18 protein-coding genes and 1 tRNA gene are annotated in these 21,765 nt (G+C 65.9%); 4 read left to right on the top strand and 15 right to left on the bottom strand.

The window, feature by feature from the left end; translation table 11 throughout:
- Position 1: 1 nt before the first annotated feature.
- From pheT to thrS, 6 genes are all read right to left on the bottom strand, one after another.
- Positions 2–2,383, bottom strand: coding sequence for a phenylalanine--tRNA ligase subunit beta (gene pheT, locus ABB28_RS07065; RefSeq protein WP_057507966.1), 2,382 nt, complete (start codon positions 2,381–2,383; stop codon positions 2–4).
- A gap of 48 nt (positions 2,384–2,431) precedes the next feature.
- Positions 2,432–3,427 carry a phenylalanine--tRNA ligase subunit alpha gene (locus tag ABB28_RS07060; RefSeq protein ID WP_057507965.1) on the bottom strand — a complete coding sequence of 332 codons (996 nt, stop codon included), beginning with the start codon at positions 3,425–3,427 and terminating at the stop codon, positions 2,432–2,434.
- Positions 3,428–3,616: 189 nt separating this feature from the next.
- Entirely contained in the window at positions 3,617–3,976 is a 360-nt protein-coding gene (gene rplT, locus ABB28_RS07055) for a 50S ribosomal protein L20 (RefSeq protein WP_003484828.1), read from the bottom strand.
- Between the two features lie 11 nt (positions 3,977–3,987).
- On the bottom strand, positions 3,988–4,185 hold the full coding sequence (gene rpmI / locus ABB28_RS07050; protein ID WP_002811096.1) for a 50S ribosomal protein L35: 198 nt from the start codon (positions 4,183–4,185) through the stop codon (positions 3,988–3,990).
- 261 nt (positions 4,186–4,446) lie between these two features.
- Positions 4,447–4,989: a translation initiation factor IF-3 gene (infC, locus tag ABB28_RS07045; protein ID WP_080335080.1), complete on the bottom strand. Its 543-nt coding sequence runs from the start codon at positions 4,987–4,989 to the stop codon at positions 4,447–4,449.
- A gap of 48 nt (positions 4,990–5,037) precedes the next feature.
- Positions 5,038–6,939 carry a threonine--tRNA ligase gene (gene thrS / locus ABB28_RS07040; protein WP_057507964.1) on the bottom strand — a complete coding sequence of 634 codons (1,902 nt, stop codon included), beginning with the start codon at positions 6,937–6,939 and terminating at the stop codon, positions 5,038–5,040.
- Positions 6,940–7,326: 387 nt separating this feature from the next.
- Here thrS and ABB28_RS07035 point away from each other — a divergent pair, with 387 nt between their 5' ends.
- Genes ABB28_RS07035 through ABB28_RS07020 form a run of 4 tightly spaced genes read left to right on the top strand, consistent with a single transcriptional unit; the run spans position 7,327 to position 10,454 of the window.
- Complete coding sequence (locus tag ABB28_RS07035) at positions 7,327–7,641, top strand: hypothetical protein (protein ID WP_057507963.1); 315 nt, start codon at positions 7,327–7,329, stop codon at positions 7,639–7,641.
- Positions 7,641–7,904 (top strand): hypothetical protein, encoded by a 264-nt coding sequence (locus tag ABB28_RS07030; protein ID WP_057507962.1) that lies wholly within the window; start codon positions 7,641–7,643, stop codon positions 7,902–7,904. Before ABB28_RS07035 ends, ABB28_RS07030 begins: the two co-directional genes overlap by 1 nt.
- Before the next feature lie 10 nt (positions 7,905–7,914).
- Positions 7,915–9,480 carry a PepSY-associated TM helix domain-containing protein gene (locus ABB28_RS07025; protein WP_057507961.1) on the top strand — a complete coding sequence of 522 codons (1,566 nt, stop codon included), beginning with the start codon at positions 7,915–7,917 and terminating at the stop codon, positions 9,478–9,480.
- A complete protein-coding gene (locus tag ABB28_RS07020) occupies positions 9,477–10,454 on the top strand; it encodes a hypothetical protein (RefSeq protein ID WP_057507960.1) in 978 nt (325 codons plus the stop codon). Before ABB28_RS07025 ends, ABB28_RS07020 begins: the two co-directional genes overlap by 4 nt.
- A 51-nt stretch (positions 10,455–10,505) precedes the next feature.
- Here ABB28_RS07020 and ABB28_RS07015 read toward each other — a convergent pair whose 3' ends face one another.
- From ABB28_RS07015 to ABB28_RS06975, 9 genes are all read right to left on the bottom strand, one after another.
- Positions 10,506–11,936, bottom strand: a complete 1,431-nt coding sequence (locus ABB28_RS07015; RefSeq protein ID WP_152983413.1) for an insecticidal delta-endotoxin Cry8Ea1 family protein — start codon at positions 11,934–11,936, stop codon at positions 10,506–10,508.
- A gap of 313 nt (positions 11,937–12,249) precedes the next feature.
- Positions 12,250–14,358 carry a polyribonucleotide nucleotidyltransferase gene (gene pnp / locus ABB28_RS07010; protein ID WP_057507958.1) on the bottom strand — a complete coding sequence of 703 codons (2,109 nt, stop codon included), beginning with the start codon at positions 14,356–14,358 and terminating at the stop codon, positions 12,250–12,252.
- Positions 14,359–14,509: 151 nt separating this feature from the next.
- A complete protein-coding gene (gene rpsO, locus ABB28_RS07005) occupies positions 14,510–14,770 on the bottom strand; it encodes a 30S ribosomal protein S15 (protein ID WP_057507957.1) in 261 nt (86 codons plus the stop codon).
- A 171-nt stretch (positions 14,771–14,941) separates the two neighbouring features.
- The gene (truB, locus tag ABB28_RS07000) at positions 14,942–15,853 is read right to left on the bottom strand and encodes a tRNA pseudouridine(55) synthase TruB (protein WP_057507956.1); all 912 of its coding nucleotides are present in this window, start codon (positions 15,851–15,853) and stop codon (positions 14,942–14,944) included.
- Positions 15,854–15,951: 98 nt separating this feature from the next.
- On the bottom strand, positions 15,952–16,335 hold the full coding sequence (rbfA, locus tag ABB28_RS06995) for a 30S ribosome-binding factor RbfA (RefSeq protein WP_057507955.1): 384 nt from the start codon (positions 16,333–16,335) through the stop codon (positions 15,952–15,954).
- An 89-nt stretch (positions 16,336–16,424) separates the two neighbouring features.
- Positions 16,425–19,073 carry a translation initiation factor IF-2 gene (gene infB / locus ABB28_RS06990; protein WP_057507954.1) on the bottom strand — a complete coding sequence of 883 codons (2,649 nt, stop codon included), beginning with the start codon at positions 19,071–19,073 and terminating at the stop codon, positions 16,425–16,427.
- A 92-nt stretch (positions 19,074–19,165) separates the two neighbouring features.
- Positions 19,166–20,677 (bottom strand): transcription termination factor NusA, encoded by a 1,512-nt coding sequence (gene nusA / locus ABB28_RS06985; protein ID WP_042613002.1) that lies wholly within the window; start codon positions 20,675–20,677, stop codon positions 19,166–19,168.
- A 4-nt stretch (positions 20,678–20,681) separates the two neighbouring features.
- The gene (rimP, locus tag ABB28_RS06980; RefSeq protein ID WP_042613003.1) at positions 20,682–21,266 is read right to left on the bottom strand and encodes a ribosome maturation factor RimP; all 585 of its coding nucleotides are present in this window, start codon (positions 21,264–21,266) and stop codon (positions 20,682–20,684) included.
- A gap of 332 nt (positions 21,267–21,598) precedes the next feature.
- Positions 21,599–21,675 (bottom strand) — tRNA-Met (locus tag ABB28_RS06975).
- Between the last annotated feature and the right edge of the window lie 90 nt (positions 21,676–21,765).

Genomic DNA, 21,765 nt, shown 5'->3' with positions numbered 1-21,765 from the left:
CTCAACCGCGGATCCGGGCGTGGTGTTCACGCTCGATGGCGGCGACCACCTCGGTCACCACCGCGTCCACGTCGCGGTCCGTCAGAGTGCGCGACTTGTCCTGCAAAATCAAGCCCATAGCGAGACTCTTGAAGCCCGGCTCGACCCCCTGCCCGACGTACCGGTCGAACAGGTTCAGTTCGCGCAGCAGCGGCCCGGCGGCCAGCCTGACCGTGGCCGCCAGATCGGTCCAGGCAACCGCATCGGGGGCCAGCACGGCCAGGTCGCGGCGCACGGCCGGGAACCGCGACAGCTCGCTGGCACGCGGCAGTTCACGGGCAGCCAACGGCGCCAGGTCGAGCTCCAGCGCGTACACGTCCACGTCGATGTCCATCGCCTTGGCCAGGCGCGGGTGGATCTGGCCGATCCAGCCCAGGCGCACCTCGCCGCGGTACACATCGGCCGAACGCGCCGGGTGCCCGTACGGCTGCGCCGAGGGCTTGAAGGTCAGCTCGGCACCGCTGGCGGCGGCCAGGGCTTCCAGGTCGCCCTTCAGGTCGTGGAAGTCCACCTTGCGCGCGGCCAGGCCCCACTGCTCGGCATCGGCATCACCACACACCACGGCGGCCACGCGCTGGGTTTCCAGCGGCGCCGGCGCCCCCTCACCGGCCTGCGCGGCGAACGCACGGCCGATCTCGAACAGGCGCACGCGACCGGCCTGGCGGGCCACGTTGCGGCCCAGCGTGGCGACCAGGCCCGGCAGCAGCGCCGGACGCATCACCGCCAGTTCGGCCGACAGCGGATTGGCCAGCGGCACCAGGTTGTCGACCAGCTGCCACTGCTGCAGCAGCTGCGCATCGACGAAGGCGAAATTGATGGTTTCCTGCAGCTCGCGCGCCAGCAGCTGGCGACGCACGCTGAGCTCTTCCAGGCGGGTTTCGGTGGGCATCGCCACGCGCGCGGCACCGCCGGGCAGCGTGGTCGGGATCTGTTCGTAGCCGTGGATACGGGCCAGTTCTTCGATCAGGTCTTCTTCGATGGCGATGTCGAAACGACGGCTCGGCGCGGTGACCTGCCAGCCTTCGCCCGCTGCCACCACGTCCATGCCCAGCGCGCGCAGGATGCGCTCCACTTCGGCGTCGTCGATGGTGATGCCCAGCACGCGGGTGATGCGTGCACGGCGCAGCGCGATCGGCGACGGCGACGGCAGGTCTTCCGCGCGCAGTGCTTCGGTCACCGGTGCGGCGGTGCCACCGGCCAGTTCCAGCACCAGCGCGGTCGCGTGCTCGATGGCCGCGCGCGGCAGCGCCGGATCCACGCCACGTTCGAAGCGATGGCCGGCATCGGTGTGCAGGCCCAGCTTGCGGCCGCGGCCCATGATCGCCGCCGGCGCGAAGTGCGCCGCTTCCAGGAACACATCGGTGGTGGCATCGGTGACGCGGGTGTCGAAGCCGCCCATCAGGCCGGCCAGGCCGACCGGACGGTCGGCATCGGTGACCACCAGGAAGCTGTCGTCCAGCGCGGCATCGCGGCCATCGAGCAGCTTCAAGCTTTCGCCCGCGCGCGAGCGGCGCACGCCGATCGGTCCGCTCAGCGTGCCAAGGTCATAGGCGTGCATCGGCTGGCCCAGGTCCAGCATCACGTATTGGGTGATGTCCACCAGCAGCGACACCGGACGCACGCCGCTGCGGCGCAGGCGTTCGGCCATCCACAGCGGGGTCCTGGCGGCAGCGTTGACGCCTTCGATCACACGGCCCAGGTAGCGCGGCGCTTCGGCGCCGGCATTGAGCTCGATCGCCAGTTCACGCGCGCCGGTGGCCGGCACCGCATCGGCGGCGAACGGCACCACCTGGCTGCGGGTGGCGGCCGCCACATCGAAGGCAATGCCACGCACGCTGAAGCAGTCGGCGCGGTTGGGGGTCAGCTTGATCTCGATGCTGGCGTCGGGCAGGCCGAGGTACTCCACCAGCCCCTGCCCCACCGGGGCATCATCAGGCAGTTCGAACAGGCCGGAGGCATCGGAATCCAGACCCAGCTCCTTGGCCGAACACAGCATGCCGTTGGAATCCACGCCGCGCAGCTTGGCCGCGCCGATCTTCAACGCACCGATCTGCGCACCGACCATCGCCAGCGGAGCGACCAGGCCCGGACGCGCGTTCGGCGCGCCGCAGACGATCTGCAGCAGTTCGCCGCGGCCGGCATCGACCTGGCAGATCTGCAGGCGGTCGGCTTCGGGGTGGCGCACGGCGTCGACGATGCGCGCGACCACCACGTGGTCCAGGCCACCGCCGAGTGCGTCGACCTCTTCCACTTCCAGGCCGATGGCGGTCAGCACGGCGCTGAGCTCATCGCGCGAGGCGGTGGTGGGGACGTGGCTGCGCAGCCAGTTTTCGGAGAATTTCATGTTGTTCCGTCCTCGTTGACGACCAGCGGTCGTCACTACCGATAGTGTTTACGCGAACTGGCGCAGGAAGCGCACGTCGTTCTCGAAGAACGCGCGCAGGTCGTTGACGCCATAGCGCAGCATCGCGAACCGCTCCACGCCCAGGCCGAAGGCGAAGCCGGTGTAGCGCTCCGGATCGATGCCGACGCTGCGCAGCACGTTCGGATGCACCATGCCGCAGCCCAGCACTTCCAGCCAGCGGGTGCTGCCATCGGGCTGCTGCCAGGCAATGTCCACTTCCGCGCCGGGTTCAACGAAGGGGAAGTAGCTGGGACGGAAACGCATCTCGAAATCGCGCTCGAAGAACGCGCGCACGAACTCGGACAGGGTGCCCTTGAGATCGGCGAAGGTGGAGTGCTCGTCCACCAGCAGGCCTTCGACCTGGTGGAACATCGGCGAATGGGTCTGGTCGCTGTCGCTGCGGTAGACCTTGCCGGCGGCGATCATGCGCAGCGGCGGTGCGTGCTCGCCCATGTAGCGCACCTGCACCCCGGAGGTATGCGTGCGCAGCAGGCGGCCATCGCCGAAGTAGAAGGTGTCGTGCATCGCGCGCGCCGGATGGTGCGGCGGGAAGTTCAGCGCTTCGAAGTTGTGCCAGTCGTCTTCGATTTCCGGGCCTTCGGACAACTCATAGCCCAGGCGACCGAAGATTTCGGTGATGCGCTCCAGCGTGCGGGTCACCGGGTGCAGTCCACCGCGGCCCCCACGACGACCCGGCAGGGTGATGTCGATGGCTTCAGCGGACAGGCGCGCATCCAGGGCGGCGTCTTCGAGCACGGCCTTGCGCTCGGCCAGCGCAGTGGTCAGCGTGTCGCGCGCGCGGTTGATGGCTTCGCCGGCGGCCTTGCGCTCGTCGGCCGGCAAGGCGCCAAGCTGCTTCAGCTGCGAGGTGATGCTGCCACTCTTGCCCAGCAGGGCCACGCGCAGCTGTTCCAGCGCATCGGGGCTCTGGGCGGCAGCCACATCGGCCAGTGCCTGGGCGGTCAGGGATTGGATGTCACTCATGGGGTGCCGGAACCTCGGGTCGGATATGCCCTCGCGATGCGCGAAGGGCCGACCCCCGTCGCCACCGCTGTCCGGCCGCCGCGCGCTGCGCTGGCCACCGCACAAAAAAGAATGGGGAAGGACTTGCGCCCTTCCCCATGCATTGCCTTACCTGCGGGCGTTGCGTCAACGGCAACGACCGAGGAGGACTTATGCCGCCAGAGCGCCCTTGGCCTTTTCAGCCAGCGCGGCAAAACCGGCCGCGTCGTGCACGGCGATGTCTGCCAGCACCTTGCGGTCCAGGGTGATGCCAGCCTTCAGCAGGCCGTTCATGAAACGGCTGTAGCTCAGGCCATTGATGCGGGCCGCGGCATTGATACGGGTGATCCACAGCGAGCGGAAATTACGCTTCTTCTGCTTACGACCGATGTACGCGTACTGCTGGGCCTTGATGACGGCCTGCTTGGCAACGCGGAAGACCTTGCGACGGGCATTGTAGTAGCCCTTCGCCAGAGTCAGGATTTTCTTGTGGCGGCGACGCGCCTGTACGCCACGCTTTACTCGTGCCATGTGTTAATTCCTCAGAGGTAAGGGAGCATGCGGTCCAGACGGCCGGCGTCTTCTGCGCGGACGTGATTCGTCTGACGCAGGTTACGCTTACGCTTGGTCGCTTTCTTCGTGAGGATGTGGCTACGGTTGGCGTGGCCGCACTTGTACTTGCCCGAGGCGGTCTTGCGGAAACGCTTGGCCGCCGCCCGGTTGGTCTTGATCTTGGGCATTGCTATGTCCTTGATGGGATTTGACCCTGGTTTCTGACTGATCTGGCGGTGGCCTGGGCCACTCTTTCCGTCCTGCCATGATCCGCGTACGACCCCTCCTGATGGGTCGAGCCGGCAATCATACAGGGGAAATGGGGCTTGGGCAACGCCCCGGCACGCCATGACGCTGGCCGGTGGCCGGAAAAGCAGAAAGGCGCCATCGGCGCCCTCCTCCCGTTGCATTCAGCTGCCAGGCGCCCGCGAAGGGCAGCCCGTGCGGCCTTATGTCTTCTTCTTCGGAGCAATCATCATCACCATCTGGCGGCCTTCCAGGCGCGGACGGGATTCGATCACGATGTCCTCGCCCAGATCGGTCTCGATCCGGTTGGCCATCTCGCGACCCAGTTCCTGGTGGCTCATTTCACGGCCACGGAAGCGGATGTTGACCTTGATCTTGTCGCCCTCTTCGAGGAAACCGCGCATCTTGCGCAGCTTGATCTGGTAGTCGCCCTCGTCCGTGACCGGACGGAACTTCACTTCCTTGATCTCGACCTGCTTGCTCTTCTTCTTGGCTTCGCTGGCTTTCTTCTGGGCTTCGAACTTGAACTTGCCGAAGTCCATCACCTTGCACACCGGCGGATCCGCCTGCGGCTGGATTTCAACCAGGTCCAGGCCTTCTTCCTCGGCCATCGCCAAGGCTTCGTCGCGCGTCAGCACGCCGATCATTTCGCCGTCGCTGCCGATCACGCGTACGCGCGGCACACGGATTTCCTGATTCTTGCGATTCTGTTTATTGTCAGGGGTACTGATATTGCAATCTCCCAAGGGTATCGAACCGGCCCGCGCGCCATTGCGCACGGACCGGACCTTTGATTACGCGCCCTCGGCCTGCAGCCGTTCAATGAAGGCCTGGAGACTCATGCTGCCCAGGTCCTCGCCGGAACGCGTACGCACCGCCACGGCGCCGTTTTCCTTTTCGCGGTCACCAATGACCAGCAGGTACGGCACGCGCTGAAGCGTGTGCTCGCGAATCTTATAACCGATCTTCTCATTACGCAAATCGGCGCTGACGCGGAAGCCTTGATCCGCAAGGCTTTTGGTCACCGCAGAGACGTATTCAGCCTGCGCATCGGTGATGTTGGCCACCACCACCTGGGTCGGCGCCAGCCAGGCCGGGAACTGGCCGGCGTGGTGTTCGATCAGGATGCCGATGAATCGCTCCATCGAACCGACGATCGCCCGGTGCAGCATCACCGGGTGCTTCTTCTGGCTGTTTTCATCCACGTACTCGGCGCCAAGGCGGCCGGGCATCATGAAATCGACCTGCATGGTGCCCAGCTGCCAGGTACGGCCGATGGCATCCTTCAGGTGGTACTCGATCTTCGGGCCGTAGAAGGCGCCCTCGCCCGGCAGTTCCTGCCATTCCACGCCGCAGCTGGACAGCGCCGAGCGCAGCGCGCCTTCGGCCTTGTCCCAGGTCGCGTCATCGCCCAGGCGCGATTCCGGGCGCAGCGCGATCTTGATCTGGATCTCTTCGAAGCCGAAGTGCTGGTACACCGCCAGCGCCTGCTGGTGGAAGGCGGTCACTTCCGCCTCGACCTGGTCTTCGGTACAGAACACGTGACCGTCGTCCTGGGTGAAGCCACGCACGCGGAGGATGCCGTGCAGCGCGCCGGAGGGCTCGTTGCGGTGGCAGGCGCCGAACTCACCGTAGCGGATCGGCAGGTCGCGGTAGCTGTGCAGCCCCTGGTTGAACACCTGCACGTGACCCGGGCAATTCATCGGCTTGAGCGCGTAGGTACGCTTCTCCGACTCGGTGAAGAACATCGCGTCCTGGTAGTTGTCCCAGTGGCCCGATTTCTGCCACAGCGACACGTCCAGGATCTGCGGGCAGCGCACTTCGCCGTAGCCGGTGCTGCGGTACACCTTGCGCATGTACTGCTCGACCACCTGCCACAGCGCCCAGCCCTTCGGGTGCCAGAACACCAGCCCCGGCGCCTCTTCCTGCAGGTGGAACAGGTCCTGCTGCTTGCCGATGCGGCGGTGGTCGCGCATCTCCGCTTCTTCGATGCGCTTGATGTAGGCGTCGAGCTGCTTCTTGTCGGCCCAGGCGGTGCCGTAGATGCGCTGCAGCTGCTCGTTCTGCGCGTCACCACGCCAGTACGCACCGGAAATGCGGGTCAGCTTGAAGGCCTTCAGGAAACGCGTGTTCGGCACGTGCGGGCCACGGCACATGTCCACGTATTCCTGGTGGTAGTACATGCCCATCGCCTGGATGTCATCGGACATGTCCTCGATCAGGCGCAGCTTGTAGTCCTCGCCACGGGCCTTGAAGATCTCCACGACTTCGGCGCGCGGGGTGACCTTCTTGACCACGTCGTAGTCCTGCGCGATCAGCTCGCCCATGCGCTTTTCGATCGCCGCCAGGTCATCCGGGGTGAACGGACGCTCGGACTGGATGTCGTAATAGAAGCCTTCGGCGATGACCGGCCCGATCACCATCTTGGCGTCCGGGTACAGCTGCTTCACGGCATGACCGACCAGGTGCGCGCTGGAGTGACGGATGATCTCCACGCCCTCCTCGTCCTTGGCGGTGATGATGCGCAGGGTGGCGTCCTTGGCGATCACGTCACTGGCATCGACCAGCACGCCATCGACCGAACCGGCGATGGTGGCCTTGGCCAGGCCGGCGCCGATCGACTGGGCCACCTCCATGACGCTGACGGGATGTTCGAATTCGCGGCGGCTGCCGTCGGGAAGGGTGATCGTGATCATCAGGATGGCTTCATGCTGTGCCCGCGCAGCGGGCTGGAATGCGGATCCGGGCTTGGCCCGGGCAATAAAAAAGCGCCACGACGGCGCCTGGAGGGGGCCTTCGGGTGCAGGTCAGCAGGGGGCGATGGTAGTGCTCATGTCACACGCTCGGCCGGCGCTTGGCGCGGGCCACCTGGATCCAGTGGGTTGGCTGTGGTCGATCTTAAACCAGCGCGGCACAAAGCCCAAGCGCAGCGCAGGCAGCCGCCTGAATAGCGGATACTGGATCGCGTAAAAGTCAATGATTACCATACGCGTGCGTTGTGTTGCCTCCCTGCCCTCCGGATCCCCGATGACCCCGCTTTCCGTTCGTCGTTCCACGTCATGCCCGGCCGGAGCTGCACGCTGATGCAGGTACCCACCATCGGACTGTCCTCGCTGGGCTTCTGCTCGCTGGCGCTGCTGGCCACCGCGCTGTCTTCGCTGGCGTTCTATGCAGCCTCCCCGCACTGCCGCTGGCCGCGCCTGCACCGCGCCGGCCGCCTGGGCCGCGAGATCGGCACCGTGGCCGCCGTGGCCGGGCTGTGGCTGTGGATGGCCAACCTGGGCGTCGGCGCCGGGCTGGTGGTCGCCCTGTGCGTGTGGATGGCCACCGCCATGCTGCTGCCCAGCCTGGCCGCCTGGCACCGTCCGGCCGCGTTGCCTGCCAGGAAGCCGCGCTGATGTGGCCGCGCGCGTTTGCCGGACTCATCGCCGGCCTGTTCGTGGCCGCGGCAGTCACCGGGCTGGCGGCGTGGTTGCCGCCCGGCCCGTGGGCCACCGCGCTGGTGCCGAGCCTGATCGCCTTCATCCCGCTGTGGATGCTGGCGGCGGTATGGGCCTTCAGCTTCCGCAGCGGGACGCGCGCCTGGATCGTGATGAGCGCCTGTGCCGCCGGCGGCTTCCTCCTGTTATGGCTGCTGCGCCTGACCGGCGCGGTGCAATGAGAATCACCGCATGAAGTTCAGCTCGCAGACCCTGCGCACCTTCACCACGCTGCATACCTGGGTCGGCCTGGTGGCCGGCTTCGCGCTGTTCGTGGCCTTCTACGCCGGCGCGCTGACGGTGTTCCACCACGACATCCCGCTGTGGCAGACGCCGGCATCGGTGGACCAGCCCGCGGCGACCCTGGCCGACGCGCAGCGCCTGCTGGACGGCGTGCTGGAGCGGCATCCCGCCGCGCGCGCGCACATGGGCATGACCTTCCCCGGCGGTGACCATCCGCAGCCGATCGCCTACTGGCAGGACGCCAAGGGGATCTGGCAATACGCCTGGCTGGACCACTACGACGGCAGCGTCACCCCGCCGCAGACCGGCCTGGCCGAACTGATCAATGAACTGCATTACACGCTGGGCCTGCCGGTGGCCGGCATCTACCTGATGGGCATCGTCAGCCTGCTGTACGGCGTGGCGCTGCTCAGCGGGCTGGTGATCCACCTGCCGAAGCTGGCCGGCGACCTGTTCGCGCTGCGCCCGGGCCGCAACCTGAAACAGTTCTGGCAGGACGCGCACAACGTCATCGGCGTGCTCAGCCTGCCCTTCCACCTGATGTTCGCGGTCACCGGCGCGCTGCTGTGCCTGGTGTTCCTGCAGATGGCCCTGCTCAACCCGCTGATCTACGACGGCAAGCTGCTGCAGGCAGTGCCGTCGGCGATGGACACCGCGCCGGTACGCCCCGCCAGCGGCGCGCCGGGCACCGCGGTGAAGCTGGCCGACCTGCATGCACGTTCGCTGCAGGTGGCCCGCGACCAGGGCGTGCAGGGCTTCGAGCCGGCCTACCTGAAACTGGCCAATGCCGGCGACGCCAACGCCACGATCGAGATCACCGGCGAATCCGAAGGCACGCTGGGGCCGGCCGGCGCAGTCGCCTTCGATGTCGCCAGCGGCCGCCTGCTGGCCAGCCAGTTGCCGGGCCGCCGCGATGCCAACCACGCCACCCTGAGCGCGGCCTATGCGCTGCACTTCGGTGAGTTCGGCAACGGCGTGGTGGCCTGGCTGTACTTCCTGCTGGGCCTCGGCGGCGCCTTCCTGTTCTACTCCGGCAACCTGTTGTGGATTGAATCGCGGCGCAGGCGCCGGCAGCTCGAACAGGGCCGCGCGCAGGTCAACATGGCACGTGCCACGGTCGGGGTCTGCATCGGCCTGGTGGTGGCGATCTCGGCCGCGTTCGTGGCCGCACAGGTGCTGGAACGCGTGGCACCGCAAGCGGTGGATGCCGGCATCCGCTGGGTGTGCTTCCTGACCTGGGGCGCGTGCGCCGCATGGGCCGCGCTGCGTCGCCCGGCGCAGGCCGCGCGCGAGCTGCTCTGGGCGGCCGCCGTGGTCACTGCGCTGGTGCCACTGGCGCATGGCGCGCTGAGCGGCTGGTGGTGGTGGACCAGCGCCGGGCACGGTCACTGGGCGCTGTTCTGGGTGGATGCGGTGGCATTGGCGATGGCGGTCGGTCTGGCCGTCGTGGCGCGGGCCACCGCGCGCCGCGCCCGCGATGGCGAACCGAACAGCGTCTGGGCCGATCCGCGGTGAGTTCCTCAGCGGATCCGGGCGACGGTACCGCCAGCACGTTGCGCGAACACGCCCATGCGCTGTTCGACGCAGGCGAACTGCACGCTGCCGACGCTGCGTTCGCCCGCCTGGCCGCGCAGCATCCCGATGACGGCGCCCTGCACTACATGCGCGGGCTGGCCAACAAATATTTGCGCGACTGGAGTGCATCGCTGCAGCACAACCTGCGTGCGCAGGCCCTGGAGTCCGACTTCGACCCTGCCAGTGCATGGAATGCCGCCATCGCCGCGACCGGGTGCGGCGATTGGGAACAGGCGCGGCGTCAGTGGGCCCGCTGTGGCATCGATATTCCCGCCGGCGACGGTCCGATCAATGCGGATTTCGGCATTGCCTGCGTGCGCCTCAACCCGTGGGCCGATGGAGAAACGGTCTTCGTCCAGCGCATCGATCCGGTTCGTGCCCGCTTGTTGAATGTCCCGCTGCCGGAATCCGGCCATCGCTTCGCCGACATCGTGCTGCACGATGGCGCGTCCACCGGCACGCGCTGGTCGGGCGAGGCCGACGTACCGGTGTTCAATGCGCTGCAGGTTCTGGAACGCTCCGACCATCGCACCTTCGCGGTGTTCATCCAGTGCCCGGACGCCGATGCACTGGAGCAGCTGCAGCAGGCCACCCTGCCCGGTATCGGCTACGTGGAAGACTGGACCCTGTCGATCCGCCACCTGTGCCTGCGCTGCAGCTACGGCGCGCCGCACACCCACGAACGCGACGATGCCGACCTGGAGGAGGCCGGCAACGATGACTGGCACCCCGAGCGCAGTCTCGGCATCGGCGCACAGGGACGCACCGCGGTGATGCGCCTGCTGGGTGACTGGGCGGCGGCGGGAGTCGGCCGCCACGTGGATTCGGTCAGCGCATGCGATAGCGAGCTGCCGCTACCGGCCCCGGGCCGCGCATGGTGGCGCGGCATGGACGAAGACGACGCCTCGCCCTGACCCGCACCGCTGCCTGGCACGCAACCCATCTGGTTCATGACCACGCCGTGCTCAAGTACGCTCGTCGATCCAGTCCAGAAGATGCGGCGCGATCACCGGTGCCACCCGCGCACGCAGTGAGGGGCTGATGGGCCGGAAGGTGCGATTGACGAGCTGGAAGCCCAGAATGCACGCTCCGGCCGACCACTTCGCACTTGCCCGGCCCCGTCCGATCGGCCGTATGGACGACAGCTGGTGAGATGCCTGACTGCAGGTGTCGATGACATCGAAGTTGTTCTCCCGTCCCAGCACCTTGTACTGCCTGTTCCGGGATGTCCGCAACTGCATGGAAACAAGCCCCTGTATGGACCGCCAGTGCGTGGACACCTGCACCACGGCCTCGCCCTCGGCGAGGCGATACGGACTGGACCGCTCGGCGAGCTGGCCTGCCACCAGTTCCTCGCCGTCGGCGTACTCCATCCGGACGCCATCGAGAAAACCAACCTCTATGTTCTGCACGCGCCGCAGCGTGATCTCCACCGAACGCAGCGGCGACGTCGGGGCTTTCCAGCCGGGAATGGCGTTGCGGTCGAGCTCACTACCATCCCATACCCCGATGACGCGGCTGTAGAGTTCGCGATCAAGGATGACCGGGCTGCGCTCGGGATATTTTTCCGCATCGAAGGCGTGCCAGGTGTCGCGTTGGTCCAGCGCACAGAGCTGCAGCCTGGTGCGACGCTCCAGCAATTGGGAAAGCGGCGCACTGCCCGTTTTTGGATTTGCGCTGCGCACTCTCGCATAGGCTGCCTCTGCCTCACGATCCACGTACTCGGTGTACTGCGCGATTGCTTTCTTCTGCTGGCTCAGCAGCTGCTCGCGGAAGGCAGCGTTGAAACCCAGCGCATCGGCTTTCAGCACCATGTCGCGCAGCAGTGCGAGATGAAGGCTTGCGCCTGTCGCGTAGAGGGGCAGCAATGCCTCGCGCTCGCGGTCGAGCGTGAAGCGCGGCAACGTGGCGACAAAAAGGGAATTGGCCGCGATGCTTTGTGCCCGGATCGCGTTCAGGTCACCCGATTTGACAGCATTGCCGTAGAGCTCGGCCACGTTGCTCAGCCCAATCAGATCGGCCCGGACCAGCGCGAACAGCGCTTCGGAGATGCTGCGATCCGTATAGGCGCGCCAGCACTCTTCCGCGCTCTGGCCTGCGCCTGGAATGAACAGGGCACCAAGATAGGACAGGAATCCGCCAACCACGGGCAACAGGTTCAGCCCGGCCAGAAGCGCTTCACGGATGGGGCCCCACGGCTCGGCGTCGTCGGCAAGGCCTGATGCCTGCCGGTGACCCGCCGCAGGCACGCCGAGCAGCTCAGACTGGGCCCATGTCGCGGGAACCAGCAGACCCGCCGAGGCGGCGCCCGCGCACTGCAGCCACATGCGTCGGGAAGGGTCCTGCAGCCCCACCGGATGGGGAAGGGGAAGCCTGGAAACAGGAAGTCGAGTCATGGAGATGCTCCGGTCCGGAGAGGTAGGTAGTGAGCCGTGAAGCACGTTGGTTCATGACGCGAGTCAGGGGGATCGCCCCCGGACCGCGCGCTGACCAGCATCGGCTTTGCTGGCCCTCTACGGACACAATCAAGCTATCTGCTGGCTGCTGCGATTCCATCCGTCGCAGATGAATCACCCGCCAGGCCGCTGCGCACTTCCTGCATTGCCAGATACGCGATCCGGGCAGGCGCCGCGTTCCACGCCAGACGACAGGCAAAGAAAAAGCGGGCCGAAGCCCGCTTTTTCATTCCAGCAGAAGCGTGGCGACCGATTACTCGGCAGACACGCCCTCGCCTTCTTCGACGGCCTTCATCGACAGGCGGATACGGCCCTGCTTGTCGACTTCCAGCACCTTGACCTTGACCACATCGCCTTCCTTCAGCACGTCGCCGACCTTCTCGACGCGGTCGCTGGAGATCTGCGACACGTGCACCAGGCCATCCTTGCCCGGCAGGATGGTGACGAAGGCGCCGAAGTCCATGATCTTGGCGACCTTGCCTTCGTAGATGCGGCCCGGCTCGACGTCCGAGGTGATCTGCTCGATGCGGGCCTTGGCAGCCTGCGCAGCGATGGCGTTGACCGAAGCGATGACGATGGTGCCGTCATCCTGGATGTCGATCTGGGTGCCGGTTTCCTTGGTGATGGCCTGGATGGTGGAACCACCCTTGCCGATCACTTCGCGGATCTTGTCCGGGTGGATCTTGATGGTCAGCAGGCGCGGCGCGTAGTCCGACAGCTCCTGGCGCGGTGCGGTCAGGCCGTGGGCCATCTCGCCCAGGATGTGCAGACGGCCGGCCTTGGCCTGCTGCAGTGCCTGCTTCATGATCTCTTCGGTGATGCCTTCGATCTTGATGTCCATCTGCAGGGCGGAGATGCCCTCAGCGGTACCGGCCACCTTGAAGTCCATGTCGCCCAGGTGATCTTCGTCACCCAGGATGTCGGACAGCACGACGAAGCGCTCGCCTTCCTTGACCAGGCCCATGGCGATACCGGCAACCGGGGACTTCACCGGCACGCCGGCGTCCATCAGGGCCAGCGAGGAACCGCAGACCGAGGCCATCGACGAGGAGCCGTTGGATTCGGTGATTTCCGACACCACGCGGATGGTGTACGGGAAGGATTCCAGCGACGGCATCACGGCGAGCACGCCGCGCTTGGCGAGACGGCCGTGGCCGATTTCGCGACGCTTCGGGCCCATCATGCGGCCGGTCTCACCCACCGAATAGGGGGGGAAGTTGTAATGGAACAGGAAGTTGTCCTTGTACTCACCGGAAACGGCGTCGATCACCTGACCGTCGCGGGCGGTGCCCAGCGTGATGGTCACGATGGCCTGCGTTTCACCGCGGGTGAACAGCGAGGAACCGTGCACGCGCGGCAGGATGCCGGTCTTCACGGCGATCGGGCGGACGGTGTCCAGCGCACGGCCGTCGATGCGGACCTTGGTGTCCAGCACCGAGTTGCGCATGGTGCTGTATTCCAGCTCGCCGAATTCCTTCGACAGCTCGGCCGGGTTCCAGCCTTCAGCGGCCACGCGGCCAGCCAGCGACTCGACCACGTCCTTCTTGATCGCCGAGATGGCGTCACGGCGCTGCAGCTTGTCGCGCACCTGGAAGGCTTCACCCAGGCGCGGGCCGATGGCTTCCTGCAGGGCGCTGATCAGCACGTCGTTCTTGGCCGGGGCGACCCAGGTCGACGGCTTGGTGCCGGCTTCCACGGTCAGCTCGTTGATCGCGTTGATGACCTTCTGCATTTCGCGGTGACCGAAGGTCACGGCGCCCAGCATCACTTCTTCGGACAGCAGCGCGGCTTCGGATTCCACCATCAGCACGGCGTTGGCGGTACCGGCGACAACCAGTTCCAGCTCCGAATCCTTCAGTTCGGTCACGGTCGGGTTGAGGATGTACTCACCGTTCTTGTAACCGACCTTGGCAGCGGCGATCGGGCCCTTGAACGGGGTACCGGCCAGCGACAGCGCGGCCGAGGCACCGATCAGCGCGGCGATGTCGCCGTCGATGTCCGGGTTCAGCGACATCACCGTGGCGATGATCTGCACTTCGTTCTTGTAGTCTTCCGGGAACAGCGGACGGATCGGGCGATCGATCAGGCGCGAAATCAGCGTCTCTTTCTCGGTCGCACGGCCTTCACGCTTGAAGAAGCCACCCGGGATACGGCCACCGGCGTAGAACTTCTCCTGGTAGTCACAGGTCAGGGGGAAGAAGTCCTGGCCCTCACGCGCGCTCTTTGCGGCAACGGCGGAGACCAGCAGCACGGTATCGTCGAACTTGACGATGACGGCACCGCCGGCCTGGCGGGCGATTTCGCCGGTCTCAAGCGTGACGGTGTGTTTGCCGTACTGGAAGGTTTTGGTGATTTTTGCCACGGAGGGTGTCCTTGGGATGCTGTCTGCGAATGGACCGTCGGCGACCCGTGCCGCCTGCGGGTGACCGGTCGTTCCGGTCTGAATGCGATGGGGATTACGGTGCTACAAAACAAAACCGCGGCGCATCGCTGCGCCGCGGAGGATTCGTTGCTTAGCGACGCAGGCCAAGCTTTTCGATCAGACCCTTGTAGCGGGTCACGTCTTTCTTCTTCAGGTAGTCAAGCAGGCTGCGGCGACGGTTGACCATCTGCAGCAGGCCACGACGGCTGTGGTGATCCTTCTTGTGGGTCTTGAAGTGGCCGGTCAGCAGTTCGATGCGGGCGGTCAGCAGGGCGACCTGGACTTCCGGGGAACCGGTGTCGGCGGCGCTGCGCTTGTTGTCTTCAATAACCTTCTGGGTGTCGATCGACATTTTCTTTTCTCTTCTGATGCGGGGCCAGCAGGAACGTGTTCACGCACCGCTTGGCTCGCCGTAGGCTGATGATGATCCTGCACGACGCAGGTTGCCCGTGAAAGGGCCGCAAAATTGTAACGGGAGCGCCCTCCCGGAACAAGGTCCGGGACTGAATGGCCCCGGGGAATGTCACAGATTGAAGCGTCGCTGGGACGCCAGCAGGCCGCTTTCATCGACCTGACCCAGCCCGCAGGCCGCGCCGTCGGCGCCATGCACCACCACCAGGCCTTGCGGCCAGCGGGTATCGCGCTGGCGCTGGCCGAGGCAGAAGCGGGCCGCCTGCTGTTCATCCAGGTCGACCCGGGGATAGTCCACCAGACCGGCCGAAAGCGGCAGCAACAGGGCATCCATGCCGGTTTCATCACCGGAATCGGCCAGGCTGCGCAGCTGGTCGAGGGTGACCATCGCCGGTTCAGCGAACGGCTCCACCCACAGGCGACGCAGTGCACTGATGTGCGCACCACAGCCCAGCGCCTCGCCGAGGTCGCGGGCGATGCTGCGGATGTACGTGCCGGACCCACAGGTCACGCGCAGCCGCAGGCGATCCGGCTGCTGCTCCAGTACCTCGATGGAGCGCACTTCCACCTCGCGCTCGGGTGCTTCGATGGCATCGCCGCGACGCGCCTTCACATACAGCGGTTCACCGCCCTGCTTGAGCGCGGAATAGATCGGGGCACGCTGGCGGATATGGCCTGTCAGCGCGGCAAGCGCGGCCTGCAGCGTGTCGGCACTGATCTGCGGTACCGGGCGCTGCAGCAGCACCTGGCCTTCGGCGTCATCGGTGTCAGTGGTCTGGCCAAGCACGATGTCCGCGTCGTAGGCCTTGGCCGAGCCGAGCAGCAGCCCGGCGATCTTGGTGGCCTCGCCGAAACACAGCGGCAGCAGGCCGGTGGCCAGCGGATCCAGGCTGCCGGTGTGGCCGCCCTTTTCAGCACGGAACAGGCGACGGGCGACCTGCAGGGCCGCGTTGGAGCTCATGCCGCTGGGCTTGTCGAGCAGCAGGATGCCGTCCAGGCGACGGAATTGAATGCGGGGTTTCATCGGGGAACGCCAACTTCGGTAGCGCCAAGCCACGCTCGGCGGTCATGATCCGGGAACGGCTGCGCAGTCACCGAGCAAGGCTCAGCGCCGCGCGGGGATCATTCTTCGTTGCTTTCGCGCTTCTTTTCCGCCGCGACGGTGTCGGGCAAATCACGCAGCAGGTTGTCGATGCGCTCACCGCGATCGACCGAATCGTCGTAATGGAAATGCAGCTCAGGCACATGGCGCAGCTTCATCGCACGCGCCAGCTCCATGCGCAGGTGCCAGGCCAGTTCCTTCAGGCCCTTCATCGCTTCTTCGGAGCGCTCGGCCATCAGCGCGGTCACGAAGATCTTGGCATGGGACATGTCGCGGGTGATTTCCACATCGGACACGCTGACCGAGGGCAGCCCGTGTTCGCGCACGGCGTTGTGCACCAGGGTGCCAAGTTCGCGGCGGATCTGGGCGGAAACACGGTCGGTTCGATGGAAAGTCTTGGGCACGCGGCAGGGCTCTTTTATTTGGGGGGTGACACGGTACACGGTGATGCCTTGAAGCAGGACCGGGCCTTTCGGCCCGGTCCCTTGCAGCCTTACAGGGTGCGCGGCACTTCGATACGCTCGAAGCACTCGATCTGGTCACCCGGCTTGACGTCGTTGTACGCCTTCACGCCGATACCGCACTCGGTACCATTGCGGACTTCGTCGACGTTTTCCTTGAAGCGACGCAGCGATTCCAGCTCGCCCTCGAACACCACGACGCTGTCGCGGAGCACGCGGATCGGCTTGTTCCGCTTGACGATGCCTTCCACGATCATGCAGCCGGCGACAGCGCCGAACTTCGAGCTGCGGAAGACGTCGCGGACATCGGCGATACCGATGATCTCTTCGCGGATCTCCACGCCCAGCAGACCGGAAGCCACCTGCTTTACCTGGTCGATCACGTCATAGATGATCGAGAAGTAACGCAGGTCCACGCCGTTGGATTCAATGATGCGACGGGCCGAAGCATCCGCACGCACGTTGAAGCCGATCACGGTGGCCTTCGAAGCGACCGCCGAGTTGGCGTCCGATTCGGTGATGCCGCCCACGCCGGAGTGGATCACGTTGATGCGGATGTCGTCGTTGGACAGACCGACCAGCGCCTGGCTGAGCGCCTGCACCGAACCCTGCACGTCGGCCTTGATGACCAGGTTGAGCACCTGCTGGCCCTCGCCCTTGCCGAGCGTGGCCATGATGTCTTCCATGCGGCTGCCGGCAGACTGCACCAGGCGCGATTCACGGCGCTTGGTTTCGCGCTGCTGCGCCACATCCTTGGCCAGGCGCTCGTCTTCGACCACCACGAAATCATCGCCTGCTTCCGGCACGCCGGACAGACCCAGCACCTGCACCGGAATCGACGGACCGGCCTGGTCCGGCTGCTTGCCGGTTTCGTCGAACAGCGCACGCACGCGGCCGTACTGGATGCCGCACACCAGGTAGTCGCCCTTCTTCAGCGAGCCCTGCTGCACCAGCACCGTCGCGACCGGGCCACGGCCCTTGTCCAGCGAGGATTCGATGACCACGCCGCTGGCGCGGCCGTCGGCCACGGCTTTCAGTTCCAGCAGTTCGGCCTGCACGGAAATGGCTTCCAGCAGGTCGTCGATGCCGAGACCGGCCTTGGCCGAGATTTCCACCATCTGGATGTCACCACCGAAGTCTTCGGAGACGACCTGCTCGGTGAGCAGTTCGTTCTTCACGCGCATCGGGTCGGCACCGGACTTGTCGATCTTGTTGATCGCCACGATCAGCGGCACGTTCGCCGAACGCGCGTGCTGGATCGCTTCCTTGGTCTGCGGCATGACGCCGTCATCGGCAGCCACCACCAGCACCACGATGTCGGTCAGCTTGGCGCCGCGGGCACGCATCGAGGTGAAGGCAGCATGGCCCGGGGTATCCAGGAAGCTGATCACGCCCTTCGGCGTTTCCACGTGGTAGGCACCGATGTGCTGGGTGATGCCACCCGCTTCGCCGGTGGCGACCTTGGTGCGGCGGATGTAATCCAGCAGCGAGGTCTTGCCGTGGTCGACGTGGCCCATGATGGTGACCACCGGCGGACGCGAGACGGCTTCGCCGCGCTCTTCACCGGTAGCGGCCAGCAGCGCCTCTTCGACGTCGTCATTGCCAGCGCGGACCACGACGTGGCCGAGCTCTTCGGTCACCAGTGCCGCGGTGTCGTGGTCGATGCTCATGGTGATGGTCGCCATGACGCCCATCTTGAACAGCGCCTTGACCACTTCGCCGCCCTTCAGGGCCAGCTTGGCGGCCAGGTCGGCGACGGTGATGCTGTCGCCGATCGCCACTTCACGCACGACCGGCGCCGTCGGCCGCTCGAAGGCGTGCGGACCACTGTTCTGGCTGCCGCGGCTGTCGCGACGACCCGGCTGCGGACGGCTGCCCGGACGGCCACGGTTGTTGTTGTTGTTGCTGTTGCCACGGCGCGCACGGTCGGCGGCGGACAGGTGCATCTGGCCGGCGAAACGATCGCCACCCGGACGGTCGGTACGGGCCGGACTGCGGTTGTTGCGGTCATCCGAACGCGGCGGTGCGGCGCCACGCGGCGGCGCGGACGGGCCCCCGGCCGGCGGACGCGCGGCACGCGCTGCGGCCGGCGCGGCATCGGCAGCCGGACGCGCGGCAGCCGGACGGCTGGCAGCAGCGGCTTCGGCGGCCTTGGCGGCGATGGCGGCTTCTTCAGCGGCCTTCTTCTCGGCCTCGGCGCGTTCCTTGGCGGCAACTTCTTCCTCGCGCTTGCGCACGATGGCTTCATCGCGCAGGCGGTCCTTCTCCGCCAACGCTGCCTGTTCATCAAGATTGCGCTGGCGGGATTCCTCCAGCTTGCGCAGGATGTCGGCGCGCTCCTCATCCGGGGTCATGCGCGCGGCCGCCTTGTCGTAGGTGCGCTTCTGGCGCACTTCCACGTTCACGGTGGTCTTGCTGCGACCCGCGTTCACCGTCACTTCCTGGTGCTTGCGGCGGTTCAGGGTGATCTTCTTGGAAGCCTCGGTGGCTTCTTCGACGGCCTGCTCGGGCTTGCCGTGGGCACGGCGAAGGAAGCCCAGGAGCTTCACCTTCTCGGTGCTGGTCACGACCTGTTCGGGACCGCTGAACTTCATGCCGGCACCCGCCAGCTGTTCCAGCAGTTTTTCAACCGGTGTATTGACCAGTTCGGCAAGCTTGCGGATGGTGGTTTGCTGCGACATTCGGATCCTATGATCTTGAGGGCGCCCCCCCGTTTGTGGAGGTAGCGCGGATTCTACGCCCTGATCGGCTCAGGGCCCTGTTCATTGCCGGCTCATTCGCCGCGTTCCAATCGGGCGATCTCCTCGGCGCGGGCAGACAGGATCAGCGCCGCGGCGCGCTCCTGGTCCAACCCCTCGATGCCGAATTCAACCACCTCGTCGGCAGCCAGGTCCGACAGGTCCTCACCGGTGCGCACGCCATGGCTGGCCAGGGCGTAGGCGGTAACCTCGTCCATGCCTTCCAGGGCCAGCAGGTCGTCGGCAGGAACGCCGTCTTCCAGGCCTTCTTCAACGGCCAGCGCCTCGTTGAGCAGCGCGTCACGGGCACGTGCGCGCAGTTCTTCGACGATGTCTTCGTCGAAGCCTTCCACCGCCAGCAGTTCGCCGACGGGTACATAAGCGATTTCTTCGACGGTACCGAAGCCTTCGCTGACCAGGATGCCGGCGATTTCCTCGTCCACTTCCAGCTTGTCCATGAACAGCTGGCGGGCCGAGGTCTGCTCGGCTTCGGACTTGGCAGTGACCTGGTCCTGGGTCATCACGTTCAGCTGCCAACCGGTCAGTCGGCTGGCCAGGCGCACGTTCTGGCCGCCCTTGCCGATCGCCTGGGCCAGGCGGTCTTCGGCGACCGCCAGGTCCATCGAGTGCTTGTCTTCATCGACGATGATCGACTGCACTTCGGCCGGCGCCATCGCGTTGATGACGAAGTTGGCCGGGTTCTCGTTCCACAGCACGATGTCCACGCGCTCGCCATTGAGCTCGTTGGACACGGCCTGCACGCGCGAACCGCGCATGCCGATGCACGCGCCGATCGGATCGGTACGGGTGTCGTGGGCCAGCACGGCGATCTTGGCGCGGTCGCCCGGATCACGTGCGCAGGCCATGATTTCCACCAGGCCTTGGCCGACTTCCGGCACTTCCAGCTTGAACAGTTCGATCATGAACTCCGGCGCGGCGCGGCTGATGAACAGCTGCGGGCCACGCGGTTCGGAGCGCACTTCGGCCAGGTAGCCGCGCACGCGGTCACCGGCACGCAGCACGTCGCGCGGAATGCCCTTGTCCTTCGGGATGAAGCCCTCGGCGTTGCCGCCCAGGTCGACGAAGATGTTGCCGCGCTCGGCGCGCTTGACCACACCGGTGATCAGTTCGCCCACGCGATCCTTCCAGGCATCGACGACCTGCTGGCGCTCGGCTTCGCGCACACGCTGCACGATGACCTGCTTGGCGGCCTGGGCGGCGATACGGCCGAAGTCCGGGTTTTCGATCTGTTCTTCGACGTAGTCACCCACGTCGACGCCTTCGGCTTCGTCGATGGCGTCCATCAGGCGGATCTGGCGGTCCGGGGACTCCATGACCACGTCGTCGGCCACCACTTCCCAGCGGCGGAAGGTCTGGTAGGTGCCGTCCTTGTGGTCGATGACCACGCGCGCCAGCACTTCCTCGTCGGGGTAGCGCTTCTTCGCCGCCGAAGCCAGGGCGGCCTCGATCGCGTCGAAGATCACTTCACGCGGCACGCCTTTTTCATTGGCGACCGCGTCGACTACCAGCAGAAGTTCCTTGCTCATTGGCTCACTCCGCGCGCGGCTTCTTGGCCGCAGGCTCGTTGGATGGATTTTTGGTCGGCTTCGGACGCTTGGCCGGACCGGTCGGCTTGCTCGGGGCCAGCCCCAGCGCCACCCAGTCGGGCATGATGCGTGCCTTGTCGATGTTGTCAGCCGACACCACCAGGGTGGTCTTGTCGACGGTGAAGCTGATCGTGCCCTGCTCCGCATCGACCGAATCGATCCGGCCCTGCAGGCGGCGACGATTGTCCTGCGGCAGCTTCAACTGCACCTTGGCGTTCTGCCCCAGGTGCTGGCCGAACTGGGCCAGGTTGAACAGCGGGCGATCAACGCCCGGCGAAGACACTTCCAGCGTGTAATTGCCGCTGATCGGGTCTTCGACGTCCATCTGTGCGGACACTTCGCGACTGACGCGCTCGCAGTCCTCGACGTTGATGGTGCGCTCGTCCTGCTCGGCGATCAGCACGTCGATGTACAGACGCAGCGTGGCACCGCCGGGTGCGGGCAGATATTCGACGCCCAGCAGCTCCAGGCCCAGCGCATCGACGGTGGGGCCGAGCAGATTCGCGATTTCGGTTGCCTTGTCGCTCACAGCCTGCCTTGTTGTTGAATGTGGAAGAGATCCGGACCGCAGTGGGCCCGTTCCGGAAATGCAAAAGGGCCCGCTGGGCCCTTTGTCCGGTGAAATCCGGTCATTGGATTCCGGCCGCAGGGCGCGCTGACGCGATCCCCTGCGAAGCCCAGCTTCTGGTCGAAGCCGGTGGCGGGATGGGTGCGCTCCATGCAGAGCCAACCATCAGATATACCGCCAGCCCGCTGATGATAGACCTTGCACCGGGTTGGTGCAAGCTGCACGCGGCGTTGCGCGCCCTGAAACGAGAAAAGCGACTCCGTTTCCGGAATCGCTCTCGTCTGATGCCTAGTTGGTAGCGGGGGCAGGATTTGAACCTGCGACCTTCGGGTTATGAGCCCGACGAGCTGCCAGACTGCTCCACCCCGCACCAGAAGCGGAATTATGCAGCATTCTGCTGCGCTGCGCAAGCCCTGTTCGACTTTTCCTGCTGGGCCGGGTGGGCGAACGGGTGAGACCC

The sequence above is a fragment of the Stenotrophomonas chelatiphaga genome (assembly GCF_001431535.1).
GTDB lineage: Bacteria > Pseudomonadota > Gammaproteobacteria > Xanthomonadales > Xanthomonadaceae > Stenotrophomonas > Stenotrophomonas chelatiphaga.
This window is presented reverse-complemented; position numbering and strand designations above follow the sequence as displayed.